Origin of the sequence: Glaciimonas soli, from assembly GCF_009497155.1 — a bacterium.
GTDB lineage: Bacteria > Pseudomonadota > Gammaproteobacteria > Burkholderiales > Burkholderiaceae_D > Glaciimonas > Glaciimonas soli.
Map to the genome: position 1 here is coordinate 198,314 of NZ_WINI01000001.1, position 14,495 is coordinate 212,808.

The 14,495-nt window shown below is 47.5% G+C and carries 16 protein-coding genes and 1 pseudogene; 6 read left to right on the top strand and 11 right to left on the bottom strand.

The genetic code is table 11. The annotated features are described in order from the left end of the window. Window positions 1-150: 150 nt before the first annotated feature. Together GEV47_RS00950 and GEV47_RS19430 are read right to left on the bottom strand one after the other, a co-directional pair. Window positions 151-1,800, bottom strand: a complete 1,650-nt coding sequence (locus GEV47_RS00950; RefSeq protein WP_194270545.1) for a replication endonuclease — start codon at window positions 1,798-1,800, stop codon at window positions 151-153. Window positions 1,801-1,924: 124 nt separating this feature from the next. Further along, window positions 1,925-2,347, bottom strand: coding sequence for a hypothetical protein (locus GEV47_RS19430; protein ID WP_228124511.1), 423 nt, complete (start codon window positions 2,345-2,347; stop codon window positions 1,925-1,927). Window positions 2,348-2,530: 183 nt separating this feature from the next. Here GEV47_RS19430 and GEV47_RS00960 point away from each other — a divergent pair, with 183 nt between their 5' ends. After that, window positions 2,531-3,073, top strand: coding sequence for a hypothetical protein (locus GEV47_RS00960; RefSeq protein WP_153232856.1), 543 nt, complete (start codon window positions 2,531-2,533; stop codon window positions 3,071-3,073). Here GEV47_RS00960 and GEV47_RS00965 read toward each other — a convergent pair. The 7 genes from GEV47_RS00965 to GEV47_RS00995 form a co-directional block, all read right to left on the bottom strand. Then, the gene (locus tag GEV47_RS00965; protein ID WP_153232857.1) at window positions 3,054-3,947 is read right to left on the bottom strand and encodes a rolling circle replication-associated protein; all 894 of its coding nucleotides are present in this window, start codon (window positions 3,945-3,947) and stop codon (window positions 3,054-3,056) included. The genes GEV47_RS00960 and GEV47_RS00965 overlap by 20 nt on opposite strands. Window positions 3,948-4,414: 467 nt before the next feature. Further along, the gene (locus tag GEV47_RS00970) at window positions 4,415-5,593 is read right to left on the bottom strand and encodes a zonular occludens toxin domain-containing protein (RefSeq protein ID WP_153232858.1); all 1,179 of its coding nucleotides are present in this window, start codon (window positions 5,591-5,593) and stop codon (window positions 4,415-4,417) included. Further along, on the bottom strand, window positions 5,593-5,898 hold the full coding sequence (locus GEV47_RS00975) for a DUF2523 domain-containing protein (protein ID WP_153232859.1): 306 nt from the start codon (window positions 5,896-5,898) through the stop codon (window positions 5,593-5,595). Before GEV47_RS00975 ends, GEV47_RS00970 begins: the two co-directional genes overlap by 1 nt. A gap of 5 nt (window positions 5,899-5,903) precedes the next feature. Then, complete coding sequence (locus GEV47_RS00980) at window positions 5,904-7,319, bottom strand: hypothetical protein (RefSeq protein ID WP_153232860.1); 1,416 nt, start codon at window positions 7,317-7,319, stop codon at window positions 5,904-5,906. A 115-nt stretch (window positions 7,320-7,434) separates the two neighbouring features. Beyond that, complete coding sequence (locus GEV47_RS00985; protein WP_153232861.1) at window positions 7,435-7,644, bottom strand: major capsid protein; 210 nt, start codon at window positions 7,642-7,644, stop codon at window positions 7,435-7,437. Window positions 7,645-7,967: 323 nt separating this feature from the next. Beyond that, complete coding sequence (locus GEV47_RS00990) at window positions 7,968-8,279, bottom strand: hypothetical protein (RefSeq protein ID WP_153232862.1); 312 nt, start codon at window positions 8,277-8,279, stop codon at window positions 7,968-7,970. A gap of 74 nt (window positions 8,280-8,353) precedes the next feature. Next, window positions 8,354-8,539 (bottom strand): hypothetical protein, encoded by a 186-nt coding sequence (locus tag GEV47_RS00995; protein WP_153232863.1) that lies wholly within the window; start codon window positions 8,537-8,539, stop codon window positions 8,354-8,356. 17 nt (window positions 8,540-8,556) lie between these two features. On the opposite strand from GEV47_RS00995, the gene GEV47_RS01000 reads away from it, so the two are divergent. Continuing rightward, complete coding sequence (locus GEV47_RS01000) at window positions 8,557-9,123, top strand: DUF2726 domain-containing protein (protein ID WP_153232864.1); 567 nt, start codon at window positions 8,557-8,559, stop codon at window positions 9,121-9,123. Between the two features lie 126 nt (window positions 9,124-9,249). Further along, a complete protein-coding gene (locus tag GEV47_RS01005; RefSeq protein WP_153232865.1) occupies window positions 9,250-9,555 on the top strand; it encodes a helix-turn-helix transcriptional regulator in 306 nt (101 codons plus the stop codon). Between the two features lie 147 nt (window positions 9,556-9,702). On the opposite strand, the gene GEV47_RS01010 is transcribed toward GEV47_RS01005, so the two are convergent. Continuing rightward, window positions 9,703-10,842 carry a tyrosine-type recombinase/integrase gene (locus GEV47_RS01010; protein WP_153232866.1) on the bottom strand — a complete coding sequence of 380 codons (1,140 nt, stop codon included), beginning with the start codon at window positions 10,840-10,842 and terminating at the stop codon, window positions 9,703-9,705. A gap of 216 nt (window positions 10,843-11,058) precedes the next feature. Between GEV47_RS01010 and GEV47_RS01015 the strand changes: the two genes are divergently transcribed. Both GEV47_RS01015 and GEV47_RS01020 read left to right on the top strand, forming a co-directional pair. Continuing rightward, complete coding sequence (locus GEV47_RS01015) at window positions 11,059-11,940, top strand: DNA-binding protein (protein ID WP_153232867.1); 882 nt, start codon at window positions 11,059-11,061, stop codon at window positions 11,938-11,940. A gap of 571 nt (window positions 11,941-12,511) precedes the next feature. After that, a complete protein-coding gene (locus GEV47_RS01020; protein ID WP_407646179.1) occupies window positions 12,512-13,258 on the top strand; it encodes a cysteine hydrolase family protein in 747 nt (248 codons plus the stop codon). A gap of 28 nt (window positions 13,259-13,286) precedes the next feature. On the opposite strand, the pseudogene GEV47_RS19435 reads toward GEV47_RS01020, so the two are convergent. Further along, window positions 13,287-13,605: pseudogene (locus GEV47_RS19435) on the bottom strand (transposase); the annotation flags it as partial. A 138-nt stretch (window positions 13,606-13,743) separates the two neighbouring features. Here GEV47_RS19435 and GEV47_RS01030 point away from each other — a divergent pair. Then, window positions 13,744-14,472: a glutathione S-transferase gene (locus GEV47_RS01030; RefSeq protein WP_153232868.1), complete on the top strand. Its 729-nt coding sequence runs from the start codon at window positions 13,744-13,746 to the stop codon at window positions 14,470-14,472. Window positions 14,473-14,495 lie beyond the last annotated feature (23 nt).

Genomic DNA, 14,495 nt, shown 5'->3' on the forward strand with positions numbered 1-14,495 from the left:
CCCACAGTCCACCATTTATAGCTTCCCCGGCGTTATCAATGAGCACTTAGCTAAAACCCCGTTTTTGGCGGGGCGTTATCTATGAGCACTTTTTGCATTGCTTCGGCTATTTTGGCGCTATTTACAATAGCTAAATTCTATTGATAAATGTTACGTCATTTGCTTTGACTCATGGAAATATTTTTCACGATGCGAAATGTTGATGCCGCCATTCGTGCCGGAAATGTCGCCCTGCGTACACTTATTTACACGAGTCCGAGGAAGGTCAAAAGCCACCCCAACACCGGCGGCATTTTTTCTATCTCCTGTGACAAGTTTCCATTGATAGCGCTGGGAATAAAACACCACACCATAGTCGTAGACGCATTCCACCCCGTACGGCATTAGTTTGTCGGTTTCCTCATAGCGGCCTAATACACGGGTTTCCCTGATCGCCAGTGATAACATCCGCAGTGCTCGTGGCACTATCGCGCCGCCCTGCACTTTGAGATACCTCGCAAAATCTGCACGTTGTCCCAGTTCGTCGTCACGTTGCACCGCCGCCCATGCGGTTTTCATTTGATCGCTGGCATACGTGACCATTTCTTTTTTGATGCGGCGCAGCTCACGCCACACACCTACCGGCGCACCGCCGATTTGCTGAAACTGGCGTATGCTCCAACACGCCGCCCATGCCTCTACCCGTTGTGATGGCTGTATTTCTACGTCACCTACATAGTCTGGTGTGACGACATTTCCCTCAGTTGTTTTATGATCGCCCACGTTTGCGCCGTCGATATTTTTAGAGATGTACTTGGCTATATAACCTGATGCACTACCCAAAGCAGGATCTATTTTCTTAGCGTCGAAACGGTATTTAAATGCACCTGTTTCGCCACGATCAGCACGCCATGCATAGCGCTTAAAGATGCGGCACGTACGCACGGATAAATCGGTCAAGTGAGACAGCTTTTCAGAGGTGCGGCGCACGAATAGCAGCAAGTGCCAATGTGGGCAACCGTCATGGTGCGGCTCTGCAATCCGGAAACCATATACACCAATACCGGCGCGGGCTAACGAGGCACGAATCAGCGTCCACAGCTTGCAAAGATAGTCCTGTGCATCGCGTGGCGTTGCCCCTTCAAATTTCTTGTTGGCGCTACCATCATAACGATGCGTTGCGTGAAAACGTGACGGGCAAGTCAACGTTAAAAACAAGCCCTCATCGCCGCTTTCTATGGCGATATCTTCAAAGCCTTTCATGCGTAGCATCAGTTCGCCGCGACGAATAGTTTTATTAGAAGTCGATTTTGCAGACAGTTCGGCCAGCGTATACGTGTGGCCTTTTTCATTTTCCATCACGACCGATTCCAATGCAGCCGCGTTGCGCCGGTTCTGCGATAAACGCCGCAATACAGTGTCAGTGCTTGCATAGGGTTCCACCCGATATTGCACGTAACCTAATCGGATATTTCCCGCTTCAAAGGCGCGGCCATGTCGTTTGCGCAGTTGTCGCCGCCACCAACGCGGGTCAATCACACGTGCCACTACCTGAGATAATTTATACACATCCGGCCAGCGTGAAGGCGGCGAAATGCTGTATTCAGCACACTCACAAGCGATGATTTTAAAGGCGTGCGCGTCCCCACTCGCCGCCCATAATGCGGTTGAAACTTGCGCCGCTGCCTTGTCTGCCAGTGCGCAAATATCGCCATCATCAGCGGACAAATCCAAGCCTTCTGGCACATAGTCTGCCAGGTAGGTGTTGAGTATTCCCCAGCCGATAGGCTCATAGATTTTTTGCGTAGAAAACCACTTCATGGATTCCACGATGCGCGACGTTAAACGGGTTCGCCACTTGTGCGGCACCCGTTGCAACTCCCTGTTAAATGGCCGTGATTTGATGAAAGATTGATGTAATACCGAAGGCGATAAAACGATGCGCTTAGACTGCATTGAGCACCCGTTCAAATACCCGCACCGCAGCCAATGCCGCCGCTTTAATGGCGGCACGTTCTGCATCGTTAAAAGAGTGGATTGGCTGATCGTATCGCTCAACATCCACCCCCGCTGCACGTAACACCGAGCGCCGCGCATTAGTGGGCGTGGTTCCCCATGATTGCGCAATCAGGCGCTGCACCTTACTCACGTCATCACGGATTTTTATTTGGCTACGCACCACCGCTAAGTGCGCGCGCGCATCCTCTGCCGGCGTTGGCGGCAATCCGGTTTCACGCGCCTGCAAGATTGGCGTTGCTGATGCGAATGACAGGTGGTTTTCTATCATCACCATCACCCCTTTACCCAGCCGAGCGCGACCAACAACATCGGCCCACCCATAGCGAGTCCGCACAGCAGTGCAGACCATAACCACTCCCAGTTTGACGGGGGTGTGTACAAATTGTCTGAGTGAAAATCTAGGTGCGAATCCTCAGTAGACAAAATGTCTTTGAGAAAACAAATGATGATTTGTAATGGGGTTTTTTTGCGGTCAACCGACGAGAATATTTTGCGTTTAATAGACAATTTGTCCTGCCTTCTTCAGCCCTGAGTGTGGCTTGAAAGCGAGGACTGGTGCGGCTTTCAAGCCGCACTGATCGGTATTTCCATAATTCAACAGGTTATAAATTATACGAACTTGAATAGTCGAAATACTGGAAAGAAACACAGTTACATTCACTTACAGACCAGACCAAAATCTGGTCTTTTTTTTGTCCAAAAGGAAAATATGAAGTGTCCGAATTTGCGTTACGCACGAGATGGATATTTTAAATATTACGTCGATATTTACGGCGCAAAAGCTATAGCCGAGCAGCTTTTTAAAACAGAACGAACCATCAAAGACTGGTATGAAGGCAAGAAAAAAATTCCATTTTGGGTGCCAGAACTGTTGCAATTGCGCGACAAAGAATGTTACCGAGAGTTACAGCAGATGAATATCAGAAGTCAAAAATTAGGCATCGTCATGCCAACCGCTGATATTTTAGTGTTTAGAAAAGCAACGATCATTAATAACGGATCACCAAAGCCGCCAGTTACCGCCGAAATGGATTACTCACTCGATACCGAAGATTTTAAATTGGCGCAGCGGTAGCCATCCACAAAACGCCCATACCTTGATTCTGCCAAACGTTAGCACCCTCAATACCCCGATCACAGGCCAGTTTCAGGGCGTGGGCAAATGCCCCCCATTGGTCAGTCCCATACGGTAGTTGATAAGCTACTTTCTCAGGCACAACGATGCCACGACTAGCCCAGTAACGTTTTCCGTTGAATTCTCTAACGGTCATTTCCTCTGCTATGTACTTAGCAATGTAAGCAGCTATTTTATGACGAGCGTTTTTAGTTTGACCACCGAAGCGTTGAGGATTGCGCACATCAATATTGCCGTTCACTCTGCCCTGCTCATCCGTACCTACAATGCGAGTCCATATTGAGCGTACCAAGTGATAACTTTGACGACCGTTGACCGCGATATGAATATGGAACGCGCCACGCTCCTGTTGCTCGACCACGGCGACATAATGAAACACCTTATGCTTACTCATCTTGCGCCGGAAAACGTCCCAATCCTTCTTTAATCGCACTACATCTTGCATGTTTTCTCTATAGGTCAATGTGATCATGCGATCAGCAGAAATGGCCTTGCAATTTAATCTAACCTTTTGACGAGCACGTGCAGCCGCATCCTCCTGATTAGCTTCTTTGTTTTCAGATTCGCCGCGCTTGGCGTGTTTTGTGGGCGTGTAACTGTCTTTAAAGCGGTAGGACTTAGAAACACAGATTTCTGTCTGGCCGTCGTCAAAAGTACGGTCATAGACCATCCAGACCGTTTTAGGAGCTGCGCTACTAGAGGAAAGTACTTGATTGTCGCCATCATAGGAAAATTCGTCCCATTCGTGCGGCGCTGACGTGTTTACAACAGGTGAATAGTCAAACTGGGTTGAGTGGTCTACAATTGCGTTCATTGGCGTTGTACCGTGAATACTACGTTGATCGTGTGGCTGACCTTTCCAGAGGTGCAGCCATTTTTCATTTCTAAAAACAGAACTTCAAAAAAGCATTTCTTAAATGTGTACCTAGCTGGGAAGCCCCGCCATTACTTGATTTACGTTAAGTGTCCCTATTACAAGTCTAGCGGCGCTTTGCGCCTTGCTCGTCCGCTGCGCGGCCGGCGGCGTCGCAATCACCGCTCTACCTCAAAATCAAATCCACCACCAACATCAAAACGAACACAGCGCCGCTTATTTCACTTCGGTGCGCACAACCATCGTCGCAGCTCCCGCCCGCGCCATGGTTCCGAATTACTAAAGGGGTTCCGTGCTACGCCGGAATCTGACCCTTCGGTCAGACTCAAATCGCCCCTTTTGATTATGCGCGACTATCGCAACAGCGCCATCAGCAGAGCATGTGTTCACAGCCCCTGCACCAACCCTTATAGTTTTGATTTAATTGCCTGTGTACCGCCTGTATGCGTAGCCAAGACCCCATAACCATCCCCATCAATCTCACCAAAACCACCACGCGACAAAACATCTTTGCTTAGCGGTTCATTTAGTTGATAGGACGGCTTTTCTTTGGAGTGCTTTGCAATCTCGTCAGAGGCAGCAAAAGAACCTTTTCCCATTTGATTACGTTCACCAGCCTTATCATCAAAATCCAAAAAGTAACCACGCGCCACAATATCCCTGCACAAAATTTCAGGCACATTAATCGGTGTTGCTTGCTGCGTATAACAAGTACATTTTTTTGGATTGGAAACACACGAGGCTGGATAAGGCGCAGTCGTTGGTTTTGTGATTTCGTCGTAACGCGGCGCAGTTTGCGGAAGTCCATTTACGCGCGGTGTGCGATCGAACAAAAACTGATGCGCATCCTCAACTGCGTTTTTGTACGATGCATGCGCAACACCGCCTTGCACTTGCTGTTGCGCTACGGCACCAGCCGGTAACGCTTTATCAGGATGAATCTTTTTCTGAATTGAACCGTAAATGTAATACACCAAGCAGGCCAAGATAATCAACACCAGACCAAAGCCCCAAACCTTCATTGGAATATTACGCTTTACCGTATGTTGCTCAGCACTTTTGTAGTACGCATAGACCTCTTTCGGATAACCCCATTTATGCTGTATCGAATCGCGACGATTCGAAGGACGCTCAGGACTTTCACGCACTGACATCCATTCATGCACAACTGCGCGTTCCATACCGAAGGTGCGAACAATATGCAAATGTTTACCGACCAGCTTACGCACAAAATTATCGACTAAGCTCGGATTTTGTGTGATCAGAACAATGTCAAAACCTTTGTGACGATGCACGGCGAGCTGTTCATAAAACGCCGGTAATTTTGAGCCATTCGGTTTCTTCTCAAAAACGAATTGCGCCTCATCAATCACGATCACAGAGCCAGGTGGACAATCCATCCATTTTTGCGGGTCGATTTTCGTCCACGGCAACATCAAATTACTAATGCCGTGATAGAAAATTTCGCGCAGTTCTTTCCCCTCTTTTGCACGTTCAGCGTTTTCTTTCTCTATCCACTTTTTTACATACCACAGTGTATAAAGCGTTTTACCGTTACCGGGTAATCCAGTGAATAGATTTAGCATTATTTCATGATCATTTTGGTTAATGACGTGCCAGAGGCAAGCTTGATTGTGAGCGCCGCAGTGAATGCAGAAAACACAGTACTAATAGCTTTATCAACCCACAAATAGGCCATCAATGACATGATCGATGATGGCAAACCATTGAACGAACTTTGCACCGATGCATACAGCGCATCAGTCCCCACACTCAAGCCCTGATACGTCACAAAACTAATTCCCAGCGCAAGCAATACACGCCCCACCAAGGAACCTAAAACAGGCGCTAATGCACCCCAAATCGCGGGTATAAGCTCAGCTAAAAACATAACAATTACTCCCGAAGAATTGCGCCAGATAGCATGTAATAAGCCGCTATCAATGCCGCCAACATAATCGCCGCACGTAACGGCAACAGATAAGGACATACCGTTGAAAACGGAATTACTAGCGTGGTATTCGCATACGCAAACGACTGATCAGCCATACACGAACCACCACCCAAAAAACCAGTTTGATCGATTAAATTTGTACCATTTACCGTCGAACCGTTTGCTTTAGTCGGCAACGAACTTTGCAGCGGGTCCTGACCATTCATCATTTGCGTCCCAAGCGTTGAAGCCGCAGTAGGTACAGAATTAGCACACTGCTCATTGGCCAGACTCTGCAAAATGGCCCCCTGAATGGCATCACCAGTAACCGCAACAGTCGAAACAGCACCGCTACAACCACTACTAGTTACTTGACTGTTTGTGCATGCATTCAGCTCTGGATGCAATGAACACATATCATCAGGTGGCGTAGAAGCCGCACCACTACTGCCCGATGCAGCAGCAGATTTGCCGTCAGCAACTCCCGGAGCACCCGACGATGAAGCGCTAGTCGATTGAGTGGTTGTACACGTAGTAGAACCAGTACTAGCCGGAGTAACACACGTGTTTGTATTGGTTGTACTACTACCATCAGAATTTTGATTACTTGACGAACTTGTCGTCGTCGTCACAGCACTAGACCCCGTACCAGAAGTACTTGTCGTCGTGGGATTGGTCGTCGTCGTATTTGGAGATGTAGCAGGCGACGTACCCGATCCGGAACAAATCGGTGTACCGGTCGAATCAGTTCCAATATTAGAAAGACCTGCGGGGCAACCCGTAGCAGGATCGCCACTGGCCGTTACCGATGCAGGCAAAGGCGTCACACCAGTTGGCGGTGTAAATGCATCATTTTGTGGAGCCGCAACACCAGTCTGAATACCGGTATATGTGCAATATCCTGACGTCGGAGATGAAGTGTAATGCCAGCAATCAACAACAGTTGGATGTGACTGAATATTGCAAGAACCATCGTTAGTAGGAATAGCAGCCCTTGCTGTTGCTGCAGTCAGCAAAGAACCAGACGGCGCAGACGCATTAAACGTCGTTGACGCACCAGCAGTACAAATGGGAGCAGCAGGAGCAGCACAAACTCCCGTGGCCGGATTAACCGTATTAGGTGCCGTACAAGTACCCGAAACAATGTAAACATTAGAAAGCGTATTAGTACCGTTTTTACACGCATAACCCTGAACAGTCTGAGCAATTTGAGTAGTTGTAGCATTCGCAGCAAGACAAGCAGCCATTGCCGTAGGATAACCTTTAGTAGCACCTGCATAAGACCAGACAAAATCCGAAGCACGCGCTATATGATGAACCATCATCATGACGATTGCGACGCAAACACCCACCACGATACGTTTGATTAAGTAATTCATGCGTTAAACAAAATCCAGAATGCGCCCAAAGTCGCAACAATCACTAGCAAGCCCATATCCCCCCCCCCCGTAAACTGAAAACGGAGGCCGAAGCCCCCGCGTGTACACATTCGGATTACAACGCGCCGCGAATCCATTTAAACAGTTTCACGCCGACATACACCGCAAACACAGCAGCGCCAACAGTCGCAACAGACACGCCAGCGCTAGTAATCGCACTAGTGTCTACAGTCGGCGCAGTTTGAGCCATTGCCGCAGCACTACCAACCATTGCAGCAACACCAGTACCGATTTTCACCAACAGCTTTTTAGTCATCTGAATCATTTGTATCACCTCGTAAAGTTTTGATTAACATTTTAAATACCCAAGCACCAATCCACACCGCCACTATCGCAGCAGAATAAACAGCACCATCATTTGCTGACATCATCAGGAGTGACCCAGAAATATCAGTACTACTTAGCACCACGTATTGACACGTGGAGACATCGAAATCCGTCGGATATAGACCGAACAGATAAGAACCGTCAGATTGAGGTACAGCTACAGCACATGCAGCCATTACGCACCCCACCAAAAAATTAAGCCGCCACCCGCCAACAAGCCGATGAAAAAACAGCTAAACAGAAAAAGTTGGCGGGGCATGATTAAGCAGCCTTAGGAGTTGGCGAAGGAGCAACAGAACGATTTGGAAACGGGTGCAACGCAATCACGCGAGGAATAACCAAACGGTCAAAATTGATTGATAACTCAAACTCGGCCAAGTACTTACCCGGCACAGTCAAAGCCAACTCTTTCGGCAAATTTAATTCGCCAACTTGAGTAGAGTCGTTAGCACCGCGAATTACGCATTGCGCTTTATGAATCTCATAGTCATTGCCAGTTTTCTTGCTTTTGCCGGACTGAACATTGATAGCCAAAATTTCGATCAGGTTTTTTGTGTCGATAGATGTTGTCATTTGAAACTCCTAGTGTGTATAAAGCGCCTCATTGCGCAGGGTGAAAATTGGTTAAATTACTTTGTGGAAACGTGCTATTTTTCGTTACGCGTTACGTTTATTTGCTTCTCATCCAAAATCAAATCAAGCAAATTGAATCTATTGCGTTGGCGATATTCTTTCTGACGTTGAGCTGATGTTTTTGCGTCGTGCTTAAGTGGACGACCTCTACCGCGCTTATCGAATGCATCAACCGTAAATTTGTCGTTTGTTTGTTTCATAAATTATTTATATAAATATGATCACTTTTATTACCGGAATATTTGTAGTACTTGCACTTGCTTTGTTAGTAGCCAAAGCCAATAAAAAAAATGAAAAATCACAACCTGAAAAAGGCGAATACAGCTACACAAGAAAAAATCCACTTTCACCAAACGAACAAGCCATGTACTGGAAACTCATCAGTGCGTTACCAGATCATGTCGTTCTTTCACAAGTAGAGCTATCACGATGTATTGAGGCAAAAGGCACCGGCGCACACAACACCATTAAAGGTAAAAGCCTTGATTTCGTAATCTGCAACAAATCCTTAGAAATCGTTGCTGGCATTGAGATTGACGATAAATCACACAAAAAAGCTACCGCAATAAAACGTGATGCAACTAAAAACAAAGCCCTTGAAACCGCTGGCATAAAACTCATTCGCTGGCCTGCCGTACCGCACCCATCACATGAAGAAATTCAGAAAGAATTTTCATTCACACCGAAGCCATCGCAAGACAAAAATGCAATTAAAATCAAAATCCTTGAGCAGCAACTTTTCAACATGGCAAAACGTTTAGAACAACAGCCAAAAGCTGAATAGGTTTACCTTTTCTGCACAAGTGCTAAACTCCAAGCGTTATTCCATTCGAAGTAATTACGTTTGGAACAATTGCAGATTATTACGTTCGTAATAGTTGTGCAAGCGAATTATTTAGGAGAAAAAACTATGAGTTACTTAGAAATGATCACAAGAGCGCTTAAAGGACGATCAGTCCTTTCGGCTTCAAAGCAATGGGGAATACCGCAACCGACATTAAGAAAATATGCAAACGGTGAAAGATTGCCGGACTTTGCGACCGCTAAAATCATGGCTGAAGAGGCAGGAATGGGGCTAGAAGAAGCCTTTGAAATGCTGGCCGAAGAAGAACTAAAACGAAAGCAAAAACACTCAACAATGGAAAAGATTTCCGTGTCTTTTCTTAACCTCCTATCACGCGCCAACCCGCATAAACATTACGTTTGCGTGGGGTGATAGGTAGTATTTTGGCTATTTGACTTCTTATAAATTAGGAAATTATGAATGGTTCTAAGGCAAGAGAAAACTTACTAAAATGACAGGCTATGCCGGTCATTTCTTTGCATACATGCTGGATTCAGCCGCGCTCCGAACACCACTTTTTTATTTACCAGCGAGTGACTCAATGATTTCGTCATGCCGTTCTTTATCACTCTTGTGAAGATATGTCGCGGTAGTCGATATATTGGCATGACCGGCTGTATCCTGTAATGCCTTAAGAGACACGTCATTGTTGGCATGGGTCGTTAGCATGGTGTGTCGCAACCAGTGCGCGGACGCCTGGCGCAAAGATGAAGCGCTATCCAGGTCGCCATCTGTCTCAGCCAAAGCTCCCGCGTCAGCGAATAAGGATTTCATCGCATTCGATGCCGCCTCGTCTGTAATCGAAACAAGCGCCCGCCCGCGAGTTGAAAGCACCAATGGTGTAGATTCATCGCGCTGTGCGTGAACCAATAGTCCAAACGCCAAACGATAATCGCGAAAGGCAGTGAGCATTGCAGGCGCAACCGGGAGTCTGCGAGGTTTGGATCCTTTGCCAACCACATCGAGCCACCACCGTCCATCTCCTTCTGTGTACATCGCGCCCATCTTAGCCTCGGTCAGCTCGGATAGCCGGGCGCCGGTCGTGATGTAGCTGATCAATAAAAAACGATCACGCGCCTTGCCTTTTATTCTTGCTGGGGTTGTTGTGGATAGGCCGTCAATAGCGGCATACACATAGTCAATGGCTTGCGTGCTCAGATACCGGGTGACGCGTGCATCACGGACAGTTTTGATATTTTTGACGAGCGCGCCAGCGTTGCGTTGTAGATATCCGGCGTTCTTCGCAAATTCCAGCAATGCTTTCACCACCCGAAAAGCTTGTCGAACGCTGGGCTCCGACAGCGGCCCAGAAAAAGGCCGCCAGCGATCGTCATTGCGTGGCCACTTGGTTGGCGATACCCACATTGCGATGGGTTGCGGATCTTTTAAAAAAGCCTTGTAGGCGATGAGATCTTCGATACTCACCTGAAGCAGCATTTTGGATCGATGTTGGCACCATAGCAAAAAACGCCCCAGATCTTTCTTTGTGCTCTTGATCGAATTTTCCGATAACTCGCTACTGTAAAGAAAGGCGCGCGCCAGCTCGGAATCGGTTCGTGCCGCCACCAGCGGCTCTGCCTCCTCGTCCGCAAACAAGTCAATCGTATGCACGATAACCTCGCCTGGTCGGTCAAAATCCATCGGCTCAAAATTGTTCATGCGGGCATCAAAAAGAAGTTTGAAAGGTCAAAAGGCTGCATTTTTCAGAGCCGCATTCGATTTAAGCGTATATGTCAATTAAGTCGAGATTATATACCTAATCTCGATTTAATGTGATGTTACGTAATTATAATTACATTTTAATTACGTAATAATAATTACTTTAGTTAATTAATTTGGTAAAATTCATTGCTCAAATGCCTAGAAAGAAAAATCATGTCCGAACGCCAGAATCTCAGCTGGACCGCCTGCGACACACTTGCCGCCCAAGGCAAAAAACCCTCGATTGGACTGGTACGCGAATGGACAATTGCGACGACCGGCGCCAAAAAGGGATCTGACGGCGACGTACAAAAGGACATCAACGACTGGTATGCCGATCTGCTTAAGTTGAAACGGGATAAAGGCATCATTGGACTGCCGGACGCCGTGGCCGCCCTCACCCGTGAGCTGTGGCATTTCGCTGTGGAGTCGGCGAACGACACGCTCACCGATGAGCGCACGGCACTTGCCGCAGAAAAGGCGCAAACGGAAAAATTGATCGACTTGGCGAAGGAAGGCACGCTGGCGGCCATTACGACCAGCAATGAGTTGAAGGAACAACTAGCGATCGCTAACGCTACCCTCCTCGCCCGAGACGAACAAATCAAACGCCTGGAGGAAATACTATCGGAACAGCGCGCAACGTCGCAGGCGAAGGACGAACGGATCGCTGGCTTGACCGTTGACCTGAGTCGCAAGGCAGAGGAGCAAGCGGCCGGCTTGGCTGAGCTTGATGGGCTACGCAAGCACAGCTTGCTCGAAATCGACAGGGCGCGCGGTGAGTCGAAGCACTGGAAAGCCGAATTCAACCGGGTTGAGACTGAAACTAAATCGGCCGCACAGGTTTATCGTGAAAAGATCGCCGTGCTCGATAACGAATTATCTCGTACGCACGGGCGACTGAGCGCCGTAGAAGAATCGCTTGCGGAAGCAAATAGACGAATGGAAATATTGGTGACTGAATTAGCTGCTTCAAACACAGTAGTGCCAGCGACTAAGCAACGATTCGGCATTGGTAAACATCGCGTAGGCGCAGTTCGACGACGTAAGCCTTAAAATATCCTGTACAGGCTCAGATGCGTTAACTCGGATTTGATTCGCCATTCGGCGTCCTTTGCATCCCAATCTCCGCCCCCTCCCCGAGCCGGCAAGGAATCGCGGCTCTCGCGTGTTGAATATCCGCGTTTAATGTCACCACTGTTTCACATTTAAAAATAGGCACCGTTCGCGCTCAAAATATCCGTTAGTCTGTTAGGGCTCGTTGGGAAAATTATCACTGGCTCGACACGAGTTTGCCATACCCCGATTGCTGCTCGACGACGAACTCCGGTCGAAGCCGAAGACGATTCTTCTCCAAGAACGTATTTATAACAAGCGCAGCTTACGTCTGACGATGCATATATGGCCTGCGTTTTTGTGGGTGCGTATGTGAAACGTCAGCACGCCCTAAAGTATTCCGCGAATTTGATAAGGCGAAGGTGGTCAGCGATGCAATGATTTGTGCACTTTTTGCACAATACTTGTCTTGCTTGCCACCTTTTTATTGGATATTGAGATCGTTACCATAGCGCTGCGTTTCAGTGCTTCAGTTTCAATCAATATTCAACTTCTTATTTGAGGGATTTTTATGGCTTCGTTTTCTTTCTTCCAGTTTTCCGGTCGCAATACTTTGGGTTCCCGTTCGACCAGGATTAAAACGCTGGTTTCAGGTTTGCTTCTAGCTGTCGCTGGTACGGCGATGGCCGCTAATATGGATGCCAATGCGCATCCTACTATCCGCGCAATGTCAGGCGCTAAGGAAGTGAGTCAGCTTGATCCTAAGGCTACAGCCTTAGTTGTGATCGACTTCCAAAATGAATATTTCTCTGGTGGCAAAATGCCTATTCCAGATGGATTAGCCGCGGAGAAAAATGCCAAGCGCTTGCTGCAGTTTGCAGACAAGGAAAAAATGCCTGTATTCCAGGTGCAGCACGTTACGCCAGCAGGTTCGGCCGTTTTTGCGATTGATGGCAAAACAGTGAATTTTCATGCAGGTATGGAGCCACGCTCAGGCGATAAGTTGCTTAAAAAAGATACAGTAGATGTATTCGCTAGCACTGATCTTGAGAAACAACTTAAAGCCGGCCGCATTAAAACTATCATCATCACTGGTTTAATGACACACGCTTGTGTTGAAGCTGCGGCACGCAGTGCTGCTGCGATGGGATTTAATGTCATCGTCGCTTCAGATGCGTCGGCAACCCGTGCTATCACGCGTGTTGATGGTGAAACAGTCGACGCTAAAGCCTTGCATCGCGCAAGTCTGGCAACGATCGAAGATACATTTGGCGATGTTATGACGACTTCAAAAATTATCGCTTTGCCAGTGCGTTAATTTATTGAGACTAGAGCGTGTTGGCGTTTTACGTAGGCAACCACAAAAAAACGCAGACCGTGGCAACAACACGTTCATAATTTCTTTTGACCTTATCGAACCGTGTAGCCAAAGTTCGAAACTGTTTTAACCGTGCAAAGGCATTTTCGACAAGGTGGCGATATCGGTATAGTTCTATATCGATATCGCCGTTTCCCTTGATAGAGTTGCTTTTTCTTGGGATAACAGCACGACTCCCCTTCTATGCAATTTGTTCTCGTATCGCTTCACTGTCATAGTCTTTATCCCCAACAATGGCACCTGCGCGATAATTTAGCGATCAGTTCTGGTGCTGCCTTACAGTCATGCCTAGCGCGACTGGTTTGGGTTCAGCAACAAGTATCTTTTTTCTCCCATCCACTATTCACGTTAAACTTGAGCGACTTAGAGTGATTCTATACGGCGTCGTAGTCATCCGACTCCACAGAGAATGAGAGGATAGTTCTATGCGTTTTGAACTCTACTATTGGCCGACCATACAAGGCAGAGGCGAATACATTCGACTTGCGCTAGAACAAGGAGGTGCGAAGTATATTGATGTCGCACGGCGCGCCGAAAGTAGTGGAATGGGTGTTCGAGCGATGGTTGGTTTGATGAACAACAACGAATTGCCGTATCCGCCGTTTGCCCCACCATTTCTCAAAGCCGGTGAGCTGATTATTGCTCAAACTGCAAATATTCTGTTGTTCCTTGGACCGCAATTAAACTTGATCGGCGTCGACGAGAGCAGCCGAATCTGGGCCCACCAATTGCAGTTGACGATCTCCGATTTTGTGACTGAAGTGCATGATACACATCATCCGATAGCAGGCAGCTTGTATTATAAAGATCAAAAGCCAGAGGCAAAAAGGCGCACTGCAGATTTTATTGGAACGCGACTACCGAAGTTCCTTGGCTACTTCGAGCGCGTCATGGAATGCAATCCTTTTGGTGATCAGTTCATGATTGGTGCGCAACTCAGCTACGTGGATTTGTCAATTTTTCAAATTATCGAAGGACTGCGTTACGCATTTCCTAATGCAATGAAAAAAACAGAGTCCAGTTATCCGCTGCTATTGGATTTGCATCGCCGGGTCGCATTACAACCAAGAATCGCGCGCTACCTCAAATCGGCGCGTCGTGTTCCATTTTCCAAGCAAGGCATATTTCGTCACTATAACGAGCTCGATGTTTGACGATGACAGTCAGATTAAACCTG